This is a genomic window from Tepidicella xavieri (genome assembly GCF_004363315.1).
In the GTDB taxonomy this organism is placed as follows: Bacteria; Pseudomonadota; Gammaproteobacteria; order Burkholderiales; family Burkholderiaceae_C; genus Tepidicella; species Tepidicella xavieri.
This window is the reverse complement of the sequence record NZ_SNYL01000007.1, coordinates 60,580-76,738: the sequence shown is the minus strand read 5'-3', so window position 1 is coordinate 76,738 and position 16,159 is coordinate 60,580. Positions and strand designations below refer to the sequence as shown.

The 16,159-nt window shown below is 63.9% G+C and carries 16 protein-coding genes; 3 read left to right on the top strand and 13 right to left on the bottom strand.

Annotation, left to right across the window (positions count from 1 at the left end; genetic code table 11):
* Positions 1 to 46 precede the first annotated feature (46 nt).
* The 10 genes from DFR43_RS07400 to DFR43_RS07355 are packed head-to-tail and all read right to left on the bottom strand — an operon-like array spanning position 47 to position 9,912.
* Positions 47 to 739 carry a transposase gene (locus tag DFR43_RS07400; RefSeq protein ID WP_133597207.1) on the bottom strand — a complete coding sequence of 231 codons (693 nt, stop codon included), beginning with the start codon at positions 737 to 739 and terminating at the stop codon, positions 47 to 49.
* Positions 740 to 742: 3 nt separating this feature from the next.
* Complete coding sequence (locus DFR43_RS07395; protein ID WP_133597205.1) at positions 743 to 1,987, bottom strand: MFS transporter; 1,245 nt, start codon at positions 1,985 to 1,987, stop codon at positions 743 to 745.
* Between the two features lie 9 nt (positions 1,988 to 1,996).
* Positions 1,997 to 3,166: a deoxyguanosinetriphosphate triphosphohydrolase gene (locus DFR43_RS07390; protein ID WP_245988868.1), complete on the bottom strand. Its 1,170-nt coding sequence runs from the start codon at positions 3,164 to 3,166 to the stop codon at positions 1,997 to 1,999.
* A 17-nt stretch (positions 3,167 to 3,183) separates the two neighbouring features.
* Entirely contained in the window at positions 3,184 to 4,305 is a 1,122-nt protein-coding gene (gene aroB / locus DFR43_RS07385) for a 3-dehydroquinate synthase (protein ID WP_133597201.1), read from the bottom strand.
* A 30-nt stretch (positions 4,306 to 4,335) separates the two neighbouring features.
* A complete protein-coding gene (locus tag DFR43_RS07380; RefSeq protein WP_133597199.1) occupies positions 4,336 to 4,887 on the bottom strand; it encodes a shikimate kinase in 552 nt (183 codons plus the stop codon).
* Positions 4,868 to 6,979, bottom strand: coding sequence for a type IV pilus secretin PilQ (locus DFR43_RS07375; RefSeq protein ID WP_425471081.1), 2,112 nt, complete (start codon positions 6,977 to 6,979; stop codon positions 4,868 to 4,870). The genes DFR43_RS07380 and DFR43_RS07375 overlap by 20 nt, the downstream gene beginning before the upstream one ends.
* Entirely contained in the window at positions 6,976 to 7,527 is a 552-nt protein-coding gene (locus DFR43_RS07370) for a pilus assembly protein PilP (RefSeq protein ID WP_245988862.1), read from the bottom strand. Before DFR43_RS07370 ends, DFR43_RS07375 begins: the two co-directional genes overlap by 4 nt.
* Positions 7,524 to 8,222: a type IV pilus inner membrane component PilO gene (locus tag DFR43_RS07365; RefSeq protein ID WP_425471080.1), complete on the bottom strand. Its 699-nt coding sequence runs from the start codon at positions 8,220 to 8,222 to the stop codon at positions 7,524 to 7,526. The genes DFR43_RS07370 and DFR43_RS07365 overlap by 4 nt, the downstream gene beginning before the upstream one ends.
* A gap of 17 nt (positions 8,223 to 8,239) precedes the next feature.
* Complete coding sequence (locus DFR43_RS07360) at positions 8,240 to 8,830, bottom strand: PilN domain-containing protein (RefSeq protein ID WP_133597197.1); 591 nt, start codon at positions 8,828 to 8,830, stop codon at positions 8,240 to 8,242.
* Positions 8,827 to 9,912, bottom strand: a complete 1,086-nt coding sequence (locus DFR43_RS07355; protein WP_133597353.1) for a pilus assembly protein PilM — start codon at positions 9,910 to 9,912, stop codon at positions 8,827 to 8,829. Before DFR43_RS07355 ends, DFR43_RS07360 begins: the two co-directional genes overlap by 4 nt.
* Before the next feature lie 349 nt (positions 9,913 to 10,261).
* Here DFR43_RS07355 and DFR43_RS07350 point away from each other — a divergent pair, with 349 nt between their 5' ends.
* Positions 10,262 to 12,640 carry a penicillin-binding protein 1A gene (locus tag DFR43_RS07350; RefSeq protein ID WP_425471079.1) on the top strand — a complete coding sequence of 793 codons (2,379 nt, stop codon included), beginning with the start codon at positions 10,262 to 10,264 and terminating at the stop codon, positions 12,638 to 12,640.
* Here the strand turns inward: DFR43_RS07350 and cyaY are convergent.
* Positions 12,630 to 12,959 carry an iron donor protein CyaY gene (gene cyaY, locus DFR43_RS07345; RefSeq protein WP_133597195.1) on the bottom strand — a complete coding sequence of 110 codons (330 nt, stop codon included), beginning with the start codon at positions 12,957 to 12,959 and terminating at the stop codon, positions 12,630 to 12,632. The two genes, DFR43_RS07350 and cyaY, sit on opposite strands and share 11 nt — an antisense overlap.
* A 12-nt stretch (positions 12,960 to 12,971) precedes the next feature.
* On the opposite strand from cyaY, the gene lptM reads away from it, so the two are divergent.
* Together lptM and lysA are read left to right on the top strand one after the other, a co-directional pair.
* The gene (gene lptM / locus DFR43_RS07340) at positions 12,972 to 13,163 is read left to right on the top strand and encodes an LPS translocon maturation chaperone LptM (RefSeq protein ID WP_133597193.1); all 192 of its coding nucleotides are present in this window, start codon (positions 12,972 to 12,974) and stop codon (positions 13,161 to 13,163) included.
* Positions 13,164 to 13,181: 18 nt separating this feature from the next.
* Positions 13,182 to 14,498, top strand: coding sequence for a diaminopimelate decarboxylase (gene lysA, locus DFR43_RS07335; protein ID WP_133597191.1), 1,317 nt, complete (start codon positions 13,182 to 13,184; stop codon positions 14,496 to 14,498).
* 28 nt (positions 14,499 to 14,526) lie between these two features.
* Here lysA and DFR43_RS07330 read toward each other — a convergent pair whose 3' ends face one another.
* Positions 14,527 to 15,135 carry a protein-methionine-sulfoxide reductase heme-binding subunit MsrQ gene (locus DFR43_RS07330; RefSeq protein ID WP_133597189.1) on the bottom strand — a complete coding sequence of 203 codons (609 nt, stop codon included), beginning with the start codon at positions 15,133 to 15,135 and terminating at the stop codon, positions 14,527 to 14,529.
* Positions 15,135 to 16,145: a protein-methionine-sulfoxide reductase catalytic subunit MsrP gene (msrP, locus tag DFR43_RS07325; protein ID WP_133597187.1), complete on the bottom strand. Its 1,011-nt coding sequence runs from the start codon at positions 16,143 to 16,145 to the stop codon at positions 15,135 to 15,137. Before msrP ends, DFR43_RS07330 begins: the two co-directional genes overlap by 1 nt.
* Positions 16,146 to 16,159: the final 14 nt, after the last annotated feature.

Genomic DNA, 16,159 nt, shown 5'->3' with positions numbered 1-16,159 from the left:
ATTTTTCAGCAGACACAAATCGCCAAACAATTAGGGACACATCAAGTCACCCAACGGATTTCCGCGGCCGTCCGACACGCCCGCGCTCCAGGCGGCGCGGGGTCAGCGTCTGTAGAGACTGCACGAAAGCCGGGCTGCCGTAAGCCCAGCCTTTCAAAGCGGCATCCAGCAAGCGACGGCGCTCTGCGGCATCCAGCCCGGCCGCCACGCGCTCGGCATAGGCCGCTTCACGCGCAAAGGGGGTGTTGCCCAGCTCCCAATACGGGGCCGGCGCCACCAGCGCCGCATCGGTGCGTTGCCCAACATAATGGGCATGGCTGGACCAGGCATGGGCTTGTGGCGTGGCAGCCACACCCTGCACCACCGCCTCGGTATCGACAAAAACCATGCAGTTGAGCAAAGCCTCGGCCGGCTCGACCACCGTGCAGCGAAAGCGCCCTTCCCACAAGGTGCCGCTGCGGCCATGTCGCACATTGAACCGCCGGCCGTAAGCACGCCCGACGGCTTGCATGGTCAGCGACAGCGCCCGATCGTCACCCGGCGTCAGCAGCAGGTGGACAGCGCTATCGAGCAAGGTGTAGGCGTGCAGCTTGACGCCGTGCTGCCGGGCGTGTTCCATCAGCAGCGTCAGAAAAACTAGGCGGTCTTGCGCGTCCAGGAAAACGGCCGCCCCATGGTGCCCCCGCCAGACCACATGGTGCGGCCAGCCGGGCAACGACAAACGCGGCAGGCGAGCCACGGCCTAGCCCCCCGCGCGCCGGCCCATGCGCCGCCAATGGACCTGCAAGCACGCAGCCAACCCCAACCCCAGCACGCAGCAGGTGAGGTTGAACAGCCACGTCGCCGACCAGCCGCCGCTGATGGCCGCGATCCAGGCCACCACCGGGGGCGACGCAAACTGCCCCAGTGACGACAGCTGCTGCACCCAGCCCACGGTGGTAGACACCGTGTGGCTGCTGGGCGCGAATTGCACCGCCAAGGTGAACAAGGTGCCCGGTATCAACCCACCAACGGCGGAAAAGAGCAGCACCGCCGCATACTGCACCCCCACCGGCGCCACGCCGCTGAACACCAGGAAAGCCCCCGCCCCCATGGCCACAAATCCCAGCCCGAGCAGCGTGAAGGGCTGCACCCCGTGCGCCAACCACCGCCCCGCCCCAATGTTGCCGATCAGGTTGACCCCCGCGGCCAGTGCCGTCAGCGGGCCGATCCAGACCACCGGCCAACCAGCCTGTGTGTACACCGTCGGCAAAAACCCGACCACAGCCAGCCATTGCCCCGAGTACATGAGGAAAGCCAACGCCACCCACCAGGGGCCTGCAGACGAGAGCGTTAGCCGCAGGCGTTCGCCCATGGAAGCCCAAAAGCGGGACACGGGTTCAGCGGCAATCGGGTCGGGTGGAACCAGGCGCCACACCCCGTAAGCGCACAGCAGCACCAGCAAAGCCAGCAAGCCCCACGTCAGTCGCCACCCTGCCCATGCATAAGCCAGGGGCGTCAGCAGCAGGGCCAGCGCCGTGCCCGTGGGCATGTAGGCCCCCCAAAAGCCCAGCGCCTGCTGCAGCCGCCCTGCCGAACGCACTTGCCGACGCAGCAACACCGGGGCAGGCAAAACGGCCAGCAAAAAACCCATGCCCTCCAGCGCGCGGCTGGCCAGCAACCAGGCCGCTCCCGGCGCCAGCGCGCCCAGCACACTGCCCACGGACAACAAGCACAATCCGCCCAGCATCACCCGCCGAGCGCCCAAGCGATCGGCCAACAGGCCAGAGGCAGCCCCCAAGGTCATCCCTGCCAACTGGATAATGGACAGCAAAAACCCCGCCTGCACCAGCGTCAGGCCCAAACCCGTGCTCAAAATGGGAATGGCCGGCGGCAGCTTGCCGATGTGCAAGGCGCTGGCCACCCCCACCGCGATGATGAGCGCCGCCACGCGAGCCGAATCATCGGCTGGGGAGTCGGGAGCGGCGGCAGACAGGGGCGCAGACATGAGAACGGATCAGTCGAACAGACGCATGCCCGTCAACCGGGTGTGCTCACGAATGGCGAAGCGGTCGGTCATCCCGGCAATGTAGTCGGCCACCCGGCGTTTGAGGCTGTAGCCCGGATCGGCAGCGCTGGGCGGCGGCATCTCTTCGGGCGCTTCATGGTAAACCCGATACAGATCGGCGACGACTTGGCGCGCCCGCTGGGTCGTGGCCATGACCTGGGGATGCCGGTAGAGGTTGAGCATCAGAAACCGCTTCAGAGCCGACGAGGCCTCCCGCATCGGCGGGGAAAATCGCACCAGTGGTGGCGCCAAGCGCACCTCGTCCACATGGCCCACCCCTGCCTGCCGGATGGCGGCCGCGGTGGCGTCGATCACGTCATACACCTGCTCACTGAGCATGCGCCGGATCGCCTCGAACAACACGCGCCGCCCTTTGATCGACGGGTGTTCACGCAACACTGCGCGCCGGTGCCGGTCGAACAGGTCCACCGCTTCCAGCTGCTCCAGCGTCAGCAAGCCAGAGCGCACGCCGTCGTCGATGTCATGCGCGTTGTAGGCGATTTCGTCGGCCAGATTCGCCAGTTGCGCCTCCAGCGAGGGGGAATGCCCCAACAAAAAACGCTGGCCTACGCCTTGCGGCTCGCGGCCTTCCAGCCACTGGGCATTGGCCCGGGAGCAGTGCTTGAGTATGCCTTCTCGGGTTTCAAAGCACAGGTTGAGGCCGTTGAAGGCCGGATAGCGCTCCTCCAACTCATCGACCACGCGCAAGCTTTGCATGTTGTGTTCGAAGCCGCCCACCGGCTCATGCGGCGAAACAGGCGCGGCGCGATCACTGTCTTCATGCATGCAGGCATTGAGGGCATCTTGCCCGGCGTGACCAAACGGGGTGTGCCCCAGGTCGTGGGCCAGTGAGATGGCTTCGACCAGGTCCTCATGCAGCCCGAGGCTGCGCGCCATGCTGCGCCCCAGTTGCGCCACCTCCAGCGAGTGCGTCAGGCGGGTGCGAAACAGGTCGCCTTCATGATTGAGGAACACCTGCGTCTTGTAGACCAGGCGGCGAAAGGCCGTGGAGTGGATGACGCGGTCGCGGTCCCGCTGGAAGTCGTTGCGCGTCGGCGCCGGTGGCTCGGCATGGCGCCGGCCACGGCTGAAGGCAGGGTCACAGGCGTAGGGCGCCAAACCGATCACGGACTGCCTCAATCGCAGCAGGCCTCGATCACCTCGGCCACCAAAGCGTCGGGCGCGGGGCGCACATGGGCTTGACCGTGATCGTCCACCAGCACAAAGCGCATCTCGCCCGCCTCGGCCTTTTTGTCCACCCGCATCAGCGCCAGATAACGGGCGGCATTGTCCGCAGCCAGCCGCGGCCCTCGGGTCGGCAAGCCAGCGCGTTCGATCAACGCCCGCAGCCGCTCCCGGCGATCGGCCGAGAGCAGACCCAGGCGCTGCGACAACGTGGCTGCCATGACCATGCCGCAGCCCACCGCTTCGCCATGCAGCCACTGACCATAACCCAGCCCGGCTTCGATGGCATGGCCGAAGGTATGCCCAAAATTCAGGATGGCACGCAATCCAGACTCACGCTCGTCCTGCCCCACCACGGCGGCCTTGATCTCGCAACTGCGCCGCACGGCATGGGCCAAGGCGGATTCGTCACAGCGGCGCAATTCGTCGATATGCCGCTCCAACCAGTCCAGGAAAGCCAAGTCGTGAATCGGGCCGTACTTGATGACCTCGGCCAACCCGGCGCTGAGCTCACGCGCGGGCAGCGTCTTGAGCACCGCCAGGTCGCAGACCACGCGCCGAGGCTGGTAGAACGCACCGATCATGTTCTTGCCCAGCGGATGGTTGATCGCCGTCTTGCCACCGACCGAGGAATCGACCTGCGCCAGCAAGGTCGTAGGCACCTGCACGAAAGGCACCCCGCGCATGTAGCAGGCAGCGGCAAAGCCCGTCATGTCGCCGACGACACCTCCGCCCAGCGCGAACAACACCGTCTTGCGGTCGCAGCCCCGGGCGAGCAAGGCATCGAAAATGGCGTTTAGCGACTCCCAGGTCTTGTGCTGCTCGCCATCGGGCAAGGCAACGGTATGCACTTGCGCATACTGGGCCGACAAAGCCGCGGCGAGCCGAGGCCCATACAGCGGCCCCACCGTGTCATTCGTCACAATCACCGCTTGAGCCGCCCTCGGCAGCCCGCGCCAGGTGTCTGGGTCATCCAGCAGACCACTACCGATCAGGATGGGATAACTGCGCTCACCCAGATCGATGTGGACCTGGTGCGCCACCGCAGAAGGCAAAGAGTTCGAGGCAGGCATGAACGAAGTGTAGCCGCATGCCTGGGGCGATCAGCCGGCTGGCACGCCCGGGCTGCCATTGAGTTCCAACTGCATCACGATCATGTTGACCAAGGTGGCCACGGAGGGGCGCCCGGTCTCGATCACGTAATGCGCCACTTCCCGGTACAGCGGGTCGCGCGCTGCGTGTAGCTCACGCAGTTTCTGCAGGGGGTCGGCCACCTGCAACAGCGGCCGGTTGCGGTCATGGCGGACGCGGCGAAACACATCTTCCGGCGTCGAGCGCAGATAAAACACCTTGCCACGGCTCTTGAGGCGCTGCCGGTTGTCGGGCCGCAGCACGGCCCCACCGCCCGTGGAAAGGACCATCGGGCCGCTGCGTGTCAACGCATCGATGACCTCGGCTTCGATGTCCCGAAAACGGGCCTCCCCCTCGCGCTCGAAAAACTCGCGAATCGAACAGCCCAGCCGCTGCTCGATTTCATGATCCGAATCCACGAAGGGCAGCTGGAGCCGTCGCGCCAGCTGCTTGCCGACCGTGGTCTTGCCCGAACCGGGCAGGCCAACCAGAACGATCAAGCGATCACCTGAAGGGAGAGGCATTGACCCCTTGCAAGACGCGCGGCGTGATGAACACCAGCAACTCGGACTTGCGCGATGAATTGGAGCGGGTACGGAACAGGTTGCCCAACACGGGCACATCGCCCAACACCGGCACCTTTTCGGTGTTGCTTAGATCTTCCTGCACATAGATGCCCCCGATCACGACCGTGCCCCCGTTCTCCACCAAGACCTGGGTCTGCACGGCCTTGGTTTGAATCGCCGTTTCGCCATTGAAAACAATGGGTGAATCGTTTTTGACCTCCAGGTCCATGATGACGTCGCCATCTGGCGTGATCTGAGGGGTCACGACGAGCTTGAGCGACGCATCGATGAATTCGATGGTGGTGTTGCCGTCGGCATCCCGGCGCAGGAAGGGAAATTTGCGGCCATCCTCGATGGTGGCTTGTTTCTGGTCAGCCGTCACGATGCGAGGGCTGGAAATGGTCTTGAGCTTGCGATCCGACTCGTTGGCATCGATTTCCAGATTGAGCAAGCGACTGGCACTCGGGCTGAAAAGCGACAAGGCAAACGTCCCCGCGCCGCTGGTCGGCACCGGGATATTGGTCACATTCGTATTGTTCGTCGGCCCCATGGAACCAAAGCCCAGCGTGCTGTTGACCCGATTGCCGTTGAGCGAGCCAATCGTCACCGGCTCACTCACACGCCCACCAAACCGCACCCCCAGAGAACGGCCAAAGTTGTCTTCGGCTTCCACGATACGGGCTTCGATCAGGACCTGACGAACGGGCACATCCAGCTTCTTGATCAATTCTTGGATTTCCTCCAGCTTGGAGGCAATGTCCGTCACGAACAATTGGTTGGTTCGGGGCTCCGCAAACACCGAGCCCTGGCGGCTCAAGATCCGCACGGCGTTGTCGCCCGTCCCCACCGCTGTGGTCAGTTGATTGGCCACATCCTCGGCCTTGGCGAAATTGAGGCGGAAGCTCTGGGTGCGGACAGGCTCCAAGCCACGAATCACTTGCTTGGCTTCGAGCTCCTCGCGCTCCTTGGCCAGAATCTCGGACTGCGGCGCCACCCAGATCACATTGCCGGTGGTGCGCATCCCCAACCCTTTAGACTGCAAAATGATGTCCAGTGCCTGGTCCCAAGGCACATCCCTCAGACGCAGCGTCACGTTGCCTGTCACGCTATCAGAAGTAATGATGTTGAAGTTCGTGAAATCGGCGATGACTTGTAACAGGGAGCGGATTTCGATGTTCTGGAAGTTCAGCGAGAGTTTCTCCCCGGTGTAGCGCGGGCCCTGCACCAAGCGGTTCGGATCGGTGCGCACCTCTCGGACCTCCAGCACGAACTGGTTGTCGCTCTGGTAGGCGCTGTGCTCCCAGTTGCCGGCGGGCTCCACCACCAGGCGGACGCGATCCCCCACCTGCGTTGCCGTGACTGTCCGCACGGGCGTGCCGAAATCCGACACGTCCATGCGCCGGCGCAGCCCTTCAGGCAGGGAGGTTTGGGTGAATTCCACCACCAGGTTGCGGCCCTGCTGCCGAATGTCCACGCCCGTCTGGTTACTCGCCAGATCGACGATGATGCGACCGGCATTGTCAGATCCACGACGGAAATCGATATCGGTCAGGGGCTGCACCCGAGTCGCCACTGCCTCCGCAAAGTTGGCACCCACCGCACCGCCGGTCACCGGGCTGGCCACAGCCGGCGGTTTCAGGAGCACCAGCAAGGCATTGCCATCGATACGGGTTTCGTACGTGACGGGCTGGTTCAGGTTGAGCACCACTCGGGTGCGGTCCCCCGCCTCGACCACATTGGCCGAGCGCAGATTGCCTTGATTGAGCTCGACCAGATTCTGGCCCGTGGCATTGCGCGCCCCAGCGAAGTCGAGCGCGATGCGTGCTGGCGCCTGGATGGTGAAGCCTGCAGGCAACTGACGCAACGGTTCGCTGGTCTGGATGCGAATGACTTCACTCCCCCCCTGCGTGGCGGCCGTGACCGACTGGATGGCGAGTTGGGCCTGTGCCACGCCAGCCAGAAACAGCGCCGAGGCCAGAAAAGAGAGCTTGCCGATGCGTGACATGATGCGCCCCTGATGGTGTCGTCCGGTGGTGTATTGGGTTTTCATTTGCCGGTGGCCTCTTGCAAATGCAGCACCGCTGGCCGCTCGATCCACTCGCCAGCAGCGTCCTGCACGATTTCTCTCAAGGTGATCTGGGTCTCGGTGATGCCGGTAATGCGACCGTAGTTTTGCCCCATGTATTGGCCAGTGCGAACTTGGTACAGGAGATTGTCAGACCGAACCAAACCCACGATCTCATTGCCCCGGTGGAGCACGCCCACCATCGCGATGGTGTCCAGAGGAACGGCCTCCAACGGTTCCTTGCGCCGGCGCATTTCGGCAGCGATCAAACTCGACAGCAGAGGCGCTGCCGACACTTCGGCACGCAACAGCACCGTGAGCTTTTCGTCGCTGAAAGGCGAGATGGCTCCCACCCCTCGGTAATCCTGCGGCACATAGGCTTTGGGCTCAGCCACCGGCTCCACTCGGGGCCGCACGGTCGCACGCTGCTGCGCCATCCATTCGGCCAGATCATCCTGCCCGCCACCCCAGCAGCCGGTCAGCAGCAAGGCGCTGACCCCGATCATCCACATCGCAACCATCCGGGCAATCATGAGCGGGGCCCTCCTGCACGCTGAGGCTGCTGAGTGCGCTGCTGTTGGGCCAACTCATCAGGATCCAGGTAGCGGAAAGTTTTGACGAGGGCATCCATAGACAGAACACCCGGGCGGTCCTGAACCGGCGCCAAAGAGATGTTGTTCAGCGTCACGATTCGGGACAAGTGTGAAATGTCAGAAACAAACAGCCCAATGTCGTGATAGCTGCCTGTCACACGCACCGTGATGGGCAGTTCAACATAATAGTCTTTGACCACCTCTTGGCCAGGTCGAAAGAGTTCGAATTGCAGGCTGCGCCCCAAGCCTGCCTGGTTGATGTCAGAGAGCAAGGCATCCATTTCGGCCTTGCCAGGCAACTGCTTTTCCAACTGCACCACGTACTGCCGAACCTGTTCGAGCTGTGAGCGCAGGGTGTCCAGATTGACCGCCTGCCCCAGCTTGCGTGTGTATTCGGCACGTAACTGGTTTTCCCGGTTGCGCTCGGACTCCAGGCGGCTGCCGAGATCGCTGAGCCAAGCGTACCAAAGCACCGCCACCACCACCAGAACCACCACGATCAACAACAGATTGCGGGGGATGTCGGGCCAGCGCGACGGATCATTCGGGTCCAGTCCACGGAACTGGGACTGCACTTTCGCCTGCCATTGGGCGAAATCGAAAGAGGGTTTGGGCGTTTTCTTGGGCATGGTCATTTGCGCGAGCGCGCTCCTCACACCTTGCCGTCGGGTGCCGCCGACGCCGGCCCCTTGGTCAGGGTCAAACGGACCGAGAAGTTGAAAATCCGGCGTTGATCGCGCTGGCCCAGCGTCACCGTGCCGGCCGTGATTTCAACGAGTTGCGGCCGGGTCAACCAATCGCTGCGGGTACTCAGATTGCGCAACAACTCCGACACCCGCTCCTGAGACTGGGCCACACCGGTGATGGTGATGCCGGCCCCTTCCTGGCGCAGGCTGCGGAGATACACCCCTTCGGGCAATTGGGCCACCATTTCATCCAGCAGATGGACCGGCAAGTTGCGGTCGGCCTGCAGGCTTTCGACCGCCTCTTGCCGCGCCTTCAACGCATTGAGCTCCTGCTGCAAGCTGCTGATGTCCTTGATCTGCGCATCCAGCTTGCTGATTTCGCTTTGGAGGAACTGATTGCGACGCTGTTGCGCATCGATCTGGGTTTCATAAAAGCCGTAGATCGCCACAGCAATAGCCAGGCCTGCAACCACTGCCAAACCCAAATGGATGAAAAACTGCTCGCGACGTTTTTTGCGAGCGGCTTCACGGTGGGGCAAAAGGTTGATGGCAATCATGACGCAAATCTCCGCATGGCCAAGCCCGTCGCCACCAAGTAAGCCGTTCCATCAACGCCACCCCTACCCACACTGGCTTGCGCAGCGGCTGACAGCACCATCCCCTCGAAAGGATTGACCACCTTGCAAGGAAAGGCGGTCTGATTCATGATGGCCACATCCAACCCCGGCAAGGCCGCAGAGCCGCCCGAGATCAGCACATGGTCCACCTTGTTGTGTGGCGTGCTGGTGAAGAAAAACTGCAAGGCCCGTCCGATGTCCTGGCCCATCTCTTCCATGAAGGGCGCGAGCACCGCTTCGGGAAAGTCTGGCGGCAAAGCCCCCTGACGCTTCTTGGTCTCGGCCTCCTCGAACGGGATGCCGTAATGGCGGGCGATCTGATTCGTCAGCTGGGCACCGCCAAAATTTTGATCCCGCTCATAGATCATCTCGTCATTGCGAATGACCTGTAAGCGCGATGTCTGCGCGCCAATCTCAAACAGCGCGATCAACATGTCGCGTCCGCGGTTGGGCAAACGCTCGATGGCCCGCGATGCCGCCAGTCGGGCCGCGAAAGATTCCACATCGACCACCACGGGATTGAGCCCGGCCGCCTCGGCCAGCCCCTGTCGGTCAGAGACCTTTTCCTTGCGGGAAGCCGCCAGCAGCACCTCGACATAGTCCGGCAGGTTGGGCGAGGGGCCGATGACGCAGAAATCTAAACTGACCTCGGCCAAGGGGAAAGGAATGTACTGTGCCGCCTCGGACTCGACCTGGACCTCCAATTCGTCATCCGTCAGGTCAGCCGGCAGATTGATTTTTTTGGTAATGACCGCAAAGCCGGGCAAGGCCATCGCCACATTTTTGGTTCGACTGCCGGACTTCTTGACCAGACGGCGCAAGGCCTCGGCCACCTCGTCAAACTTTTCGACATGGCCTTCATTGACCCACCCCCGCTCCAAGGGCTCCATGGCACAACGCTCCAGAACCCATTCGCCAGACCGGCTGCGCCCCAATTCCACCAGCTTCAGCGACGTTGAGCTGATGTCGATGCCGAGCAGCGGCGCAGGCTCCCGACTGAACAGTGATCCGAGTGAGACCAAATCCACCCCCAATATGTGTTGCGCAGACCGTCTTGCGAGCAGCCCTTCTATCAATCCTATCAGCAAGCTCACCGTGTGCCACTGCCGCTGCTCCGCAACTTGCGAGCAGCCCTTCTATCAATCCTATCAGCAAGCCAGCGCATTCGACAGGCCGGCCCCGCCTTGCCGCTGTGCCTCCGTTGCCAAAAACAGACACTTCGCTGGTCGTGCAGTATGCGCCATTTCCCGGGAAATTTACCCCCAAAATTTCACGAATCCTTCTTTGGCGACACATGGGGAAAAGCCCCATTTTTTATAATGGCTGATTCGAGCAAAAGCTCGCTCGCTGCCCACACCTCCCCATCCCTCCATGATCCAAGGCTCCCGCACAGACGACTCCGGGGATGCGTCCCGCCGACCCCGCCCCCGCTGGTTGCGGATCTTGCTGTGGGTGGCGGGCGGTGCAGGCGCTTTGATGGCCGCTGGCGCCATGCTGCTGGCCATTGGGTTGGCGATGGCCTACCCCAACCTGCCAGACGTCACCGATCTGGCCGACTACCGGCCCAAGCTGCCGTTGCGGGTGTATGCCGCGGGCGGGGAATTGATCGGTGAGTTCGGCGAGGAGCGGCGCAATCTCACGCCGTTCGAGGACATTCCGCCCGTGATGGTCAATGCGGTGCTGGCCATCGAAGACTCCCGGTTTTTCGAGCACAGTGGCGTCGATTACCGCGGCCTGTTGCGGGCTGCGCTGGCCAACCTGGGGGAAGCCAAGAGCCAGGGGGGCTCGACGATCACCATGCAGGTGGCGCGCAATGTCTATCTGTCGAGCGAAAAGAGCTATCTGCGCAAGATTTATGAAATCTTGCTGACCTTCAAGCTGGAGCACCTGTTGACCAAGGAGCAGATCCTGGAGATCTACATGAATCAGATCTTCCTGGGTCACCGGGCATATGGGTTTGCGGCCGCGGCACAGACCTATTTCGGCAAGCCACTGAAGGACATCACCATTGCCGAAGCCGCCATGCTGGCGGGCCTGCCCAAAGCCCCTTCGGCCTACAACCCGATCAGCAACCCCCGCCGCGCCCGGGCACGACAGCTCCATATCATTGACCGGATGCTGGAAAACGGCTTCATCACCGCCGAAGAAGCCCGCGCCGCCAAGGAGGAGCCGCTGCGGCTACGCCGCCTCAACCCTGAAGAGTTCATCCGCGCCGATTACGTCACGGAGATGGTGCGCCAGGCGGTGTTCGAGCGCTATGGCGAAGAAGCCTACACCCGTGGCCTGCAGGTCCACACCACGATCGATGCCCGGGCCCAGCGGCTGGCCTTCCGCGCTGTGCGACAAGGGGTCATGGACTTCGAGCGGCGGCAGTTCTATCGCGGCCCGGAACGCTTCATCGACCTGCCAGCCGACCCCGCCGCCCGAGAGCAGGCGATCGACGAAGCGCTGGCCGCCGCGCCCGACAACAACGGCTTGCTCAGCGCCGTGGTGCTGGAGGCCAGCAATCGGCGGGTGGTCGTCTCGCGCGGGGAGGGCGACCCGATCGAGATCACCGGTACCGGGCTGGACCCGGTCCGATCAGGGCTGGCCGACAACGCGCCCCCGCACCTGAAGCTGCGGCCGGGTGCCGTGGTTCGCATCGCCAGCGACGGCGCCAACCGCTGGTACCTCACGCAGATGCCGGTGGTGGAAGCGGCCTTCGTGGCCCTGGACCCGCGCACGGGCGAAATCAAGGCCCTGGTGGGCGGCTTCGACTTCAACCGCAACAAGTTCAACCGCGTCACCCAGTCTCAGCGCCAACCCGGCTCCAGCTTCAAACCGTTCATTTATTCCGCCGCTCTGGAAAAAGGCATCACCCCCGCCACCCTGGTCAACGACGCGCCGCTGTTCTTCAGTGCTGCCGTGACCGGGGGCAAGCCTTGGGAGCCGAAAAACTACGATGGCAAGTTCGATGGCCCGATGACGGTGCGCACCGCGCTGGCCCGGTCCAAGAACATGGTGTCGATCAACATTCTCAAGGCCGTGGGTCCCAGCAGCGCGCAGCAATGGGTCACGCGCTTTGGTTTCGAGGCCGAGAAGCACCCGCCGTATCTGACCATGGCACTCGGGGCCGGCGCCGTCACGCCGCTGCAAATGGCCAGCGCCTATGGCGTCTTCGCCAATGGCGGCTATTACGTGCCCCCGGTGCTCATCACCAAGATCACCGACCACCGGGGCCGGGTACTGTTGGAACAGCCCCCTCGCCTGCCCGATGAAAGCCAGCGCGTGATCTCGGCGCGCAATGCGTTCGTCATGACGCAGCTGCTGGGCGAAATCACGCGCAGCGGCACCGCGGCCCGCGCCCAGTCGACGCTGCGCCGCGCCGACATCTACGGCAAAACCGGCACCACCAACGACGCGGTCGATGCCTGGTTCGTGGGCTACCACCCCACCCTGTCGGCAGCCGTGTGGATGGGCTATGACACACCCCGCAACCTGGGCCGACAGGCCACCGGTGGCGCGCTCGCCCTGCCGATTTGGATCAACTTCATGGGCCAAGCGCTGGCCCAAGTGCCAGAGCAGCCTCCAGCGCCTCCACCCGGCGTGATCCAAGTGGCCGGCGAGTGGTATTACGAGGAATTTGGGCCCGGTGAAGGCGTGGCCGCCTTGGGCATGGCCGACGCCGAGGCCAACCGCTACGACGCGGAGGTGGGCACGCCCATGGAGCCGCGCGAACGGCGCAACATCCTCAACCTCTTCATGAACTGAAATCCAGCGCCATGCCGGCCTGGGCAGAGGCTTCGCGCGACAAATGGGCAAAAAACTCGCCAGCGCCTTTGGTGTCCATCCAGGCGCTGCCGTCGAAGCGGTAGTGATAACCGCCGCTGCGGGAGGCCATCCAGACCTCGTGCAAAGGCTTTTGCAGATTGATCACGATCTGGCTGCCGTTGCGAAACACGAGCGTGACCATGCCGCCGACGCGCTGGTTGTCGATGTCGGCGTCGGTCGTTTCGTTGATGCGGTCGCAGGCCTGCTCCACCGCTTTGAGCAGTGCTTCGGCCCGGTCCATGTATTCCTGATCGGTCATTACAATTCCAGCATGTTCCATGGGTTCAAGATTGTAGGCACGCGCCGGCGCCGCGCCTCCGTCCATCGGCTTGCCCGCGCTTTCGTCGTGGGCACGGCCGCCTTGTGCGCAGGGCTGGCGCTGACGGCCTGCGGCCAAAAAGGGCCGCTGTACCTGCCATCGCCAGAGCAGCCCTCCACGCCACCCGATACCTCTCGGCGCTGAGCACGCCGCCCCTCCTGCATGACCACGCCCACCGAAGCCTCTGCACCGCGCCTGCCCGGGCAGCCTTTTTTTCATTATCGCGACGCGCAGCTCTGGGTGGAGGACGTCAGCGTCTCGGCCCTGGCACGCGCCCACGGCACACCGTTGTTCATCTATTCCCAAGGCGCCATGCTCTCGGCGCTCGATGCCTACCGGCGCGGGCTGGCCGGCCGCGAGGCGCTGATCTGCTACGCCGTCAAGGCCAATTCCTCCCTGGCGGTGCTGCAAACGTTTGTGCAGGCAGGCTGTGGGTTGGATATCGTCTCTGGCGGGGAGTTGATACGGGCCGTGCGCGCGGGCGCCGATCCGCGCCGCATCATTTTCTCTGGCGTTGGCAAGAGCCGTGCGGATATGCGGCTGGCGCTTGAGTTGGGCATCGGCTGCTTCAACGTGGAAAGCCTGCCCGAACTGGATGTGCTCAACGAAGTGACGAGTCTGCTAGGCCGCCGCGCGCCCGTGAGCTTGCGCGTCAACCCGGACGTGGATGCCCGCACCCACCCCTACATCTCCACCGGGCTGAAAGACAACAAATTCGGCATCGCCCACGATCAGGCCCTCGATGCCTACCGCCACGCCGCCTCGCTGCCGGGGCTGGAGGTGGTGGGCATCGACTGCCACATCGGCTCGCAGATCACCGAGGAGGCGCCCTACCTCGACGCGATGGACCGGGTGCTGGACCTGGTGGCCGCGGTCGAGGCTGACGGCATCGCTCTGCGGCACATCGACTTCGGGGGCGGTCTGGGCATCGATTACCAGGGCGAGACCCCCCCGGCAGCCGACGCCCTGTGGGCCCGTTTGTTGCAGCGGCTGGACCAGCGCGGCTTTGGTGACAAGGCCCTATTGATCGAGCCGGGCCGCTCCCTGGTGGGCAATGCCGGCATCTGCGTGACCGAATCGCTCTACGTCAAGCATGGAGCGCACAAGCACTTCCTCATCGTCGATGCGGCGATGAACGATCTGCCACGGCCCGCGATGTACGAGGCCTATCACGCCATCGTGCCGGTCGAGTTGCTGGATCGGCCCAGCCATGTGTACGACGTGGTCGGCCCGGTGTGCGAAAGCGGCGACTGGCTCGGCCGCGATCGTCGCCTGGCGGTGGCCAGCGGCGACCTGCTGGCGGTGTGCTCGACCGGTGCCTACTGCATGAGCATGGCCAGCAACTACAACACCCGAGGCCGCGCAGCGGAAGTGCTGGTGGCCGGCAACCAGACGCAGGTGATTCGCGAGCGCGAAACCGTGGACGACCAGTTGCGTCTGGAGCATGGCTTGGCGCCAGCCCTGCGGCCCCGCACCTGACTGCTCTTGCCCCTTCGGCGGCGCCACGTCAAGCCCCTGCCCGGCGCCAGGCACGGCCCACGCGCCAGCCCCACAGCACCACAAGCACCACGGCGTACAGCCACACATCGGCAAAATCGTTCTTGCCCGCTCGCATCCAATAAAAATGCAGCAGGGCCAAGATGGCCACCCCATGCACCGACAGATGCAAACGGCGCCAACGCACCGCCCCCAGACGGCGCACGGCCCCAGCCCAAGAGGTGGCCGCCAGCACCGACAGCAACACCAGCGCCAGCGTCCCCACCAGTATGAACGGCCGCTGCGCGACATCCACCATGACCAGCGCCCAAGATGCTTCCATGTCCAGCCAGACATAAGCCCCAAAGTGCTGGATGGCATAGGCCCAAGTCCACAAGCCCAGCCCCCGGCGATAGCGCGCCAACCCTGCCCAGCCCGTCAGTTGCCGCACAGGGGTGACGGCCAACGTCAGGCACAGCAGGCGCAACGTCCATTCGCCCAGCCCACGGATGAGCGCCTCCGCCGGATTGGCCCCCAGCTGATCGGTGAAGCCAGCCGTCCAGAGCCACGCCGCCGGTGCCGCGCACAGCCCCCACCACCCCCAAGCCCACAGCCTGTGCGGATGCCGCCCGTACTTCATCAGTAGAAATGCCGCAGATCCATGCCTGCGTACAGTTGTCCCACCTGGGCTTCGTAGCCGTTGAACAATTGGGTGGGCAAGCGGCGCGGGCTCAGCCCGCCTTCGCCAATGCGGCGCTCGGTGGCCTGGCTCCAGCGGGGGTGCGCCACCTGCGGGTTGACGTTGGCATAGAAGCCGTACTCCTGCGGTGCCGCGACGTTCCAGGCCGTGGCGGGCTGCCGCTCCACGAAGCGAATACGCACGATAGACTTGCCGCTCTTGAAACCGTACTTCCAGGGCACCATCACGCGCACGGGCGCGCCATTTTGATTCGGCAGCACTTCGCCGTACATCCCCAGCGTCAGCAGCGTCAACGGGTGCCGCGCCTCATCGAGCCGCAGACCTTCCACATAAGGCCACAACAGCACGCTGGAGCGCAGACCGGGCATGGTTTCCCGATCGGCCAGGGTGTGAAACTCCACATAACGGGCGCTGCCCAACGGCTCGACACGCTCGATCAAATGCCGAAAGGCATACCCCACCCAGGGAATGACCATGGACCATCCTTCCACACACCGCAAACGGTAGATGCGCTCTTCCAGGGGAGCCAACCGGAGCAGGTCATCCAGGTCGAACGTGCGGGGTTTGTGAACCAACCCATCCACCACCACAGACCAAGGGCGGGTCCGCATGCGGCCAGCCAGCCGGTGGGGATCGGCTTTGTCGGTGCCGAATTCGTAGAAATTGTTGTATGTGCTGGCGTGCCGATACGGGGTCACCGCCTCATCCGTCCAGGCACCCGGCTCGGCGGTCCGCACCGCATCGAGCGCCGTGAGCACTCCCGGCCGGTGAGGGCTGGCGGCAGGGCTCGCCGGCCAGGCCTGCCGCGCCGCCCAGCCGGCCAGCGCCACGCCGGCCGATCCCAGCGCCATGCGCTGCAACCATTGGCGGCGCTGGAGATACACCGCACGCGGCGTAATGTCGCTGGCGCGTGGATGCTCGAATCCCTGGTGACGAAAACGGTCCCACATCGTGGCCTGCCTTT

Coding starts and splice junctions, on each gene's coding strand:
- DFR43_RS07395 (WP_133597205.1), bottom strand. CDS start 1,987: ATGTCTGCGCCCCTGTCTGCCGCCGCTCCCGACTCCCCAGCCGATGAT.
- aroB (WP_133597201.1), bottom strand. CDS start 4,305: ATGCCTGCCTCGAACTCTTTGCCTTCTGCGGTGGCGCACCAGGTCCAC.
- DFR43_RS07380 (WP_133597199.1), bottom strand. CDS start 4,887: ATGCCTCTCCCTTCAGGTGATCGCTTGATCGTTCTGGTTGGCCTGCCC.
- DFR43_RS07375 (WP_425471081.1), bottom strand. CDS start 6,979: ATGAAAACCCAATACACCACCGGACGACACCATCAGGGGCGCATCATG.
- DFR43_RS07370 (WP_245988862.1), bottom strand. CDS start 7,527: ATGATTGCCCGGATGGTTGCGATGTGGATGATCGGGGTCAGCGCCTTG.
- DFR43_RS07365 (WP_425471080.1), bottom strand. CDS start 8,222: ATGACCATGCCCAAGAAAACGCCCAAACCCTCTTTCGATTTCGCCCAA.
- DFR43_RS07360 (WP_133597197.1), bottom strand. CDS start 8,830: ATGATTGCCATCAACCTTTTGCCCCACCGTGAAGCCGCTCGCAAAAAA.
- DFR43_RS07350 (WP_425471079.1), top strand. CDS start 10,262: ATGATCCAAGGCTCCCGCACAGACGACTCCGGGGATGCGTCCCGCCGA.
- cyaY (WP_133597195.1), bottom strand. CDS start 12,959: ATGACCGATCAGGAATACATGGACCGGGCCGAAGCACTGCTCAAAGCG.
- lptM (WP_133597193.1), top strand. CDS start 12,972: ATGTTCCATGGGTTCAAGATTGTAGGCACGCGCCGGCGCCGCGCCTCC.
- lysA (WP_133597191.1), top strand. CDS start 13,182: ATGACCACGCCCACCGAAGCCTCTGCACCGCGCCTGCCCGGGCAGCCT.
- DFR43_RS07330 (WP_133597189.1), bottom strand. CDS start 15,135: ATGAAGTACGGGCGGCATCCGCACAGGCTGTGGGCTTGGGGGTGGTGG.
- msrP (WP_133597187.1), bottom strand. CDS start 16,145: ATGTGGGACCGTTTTCGTCACCAGGGATTCGAGCATCCACGCGCCAGC.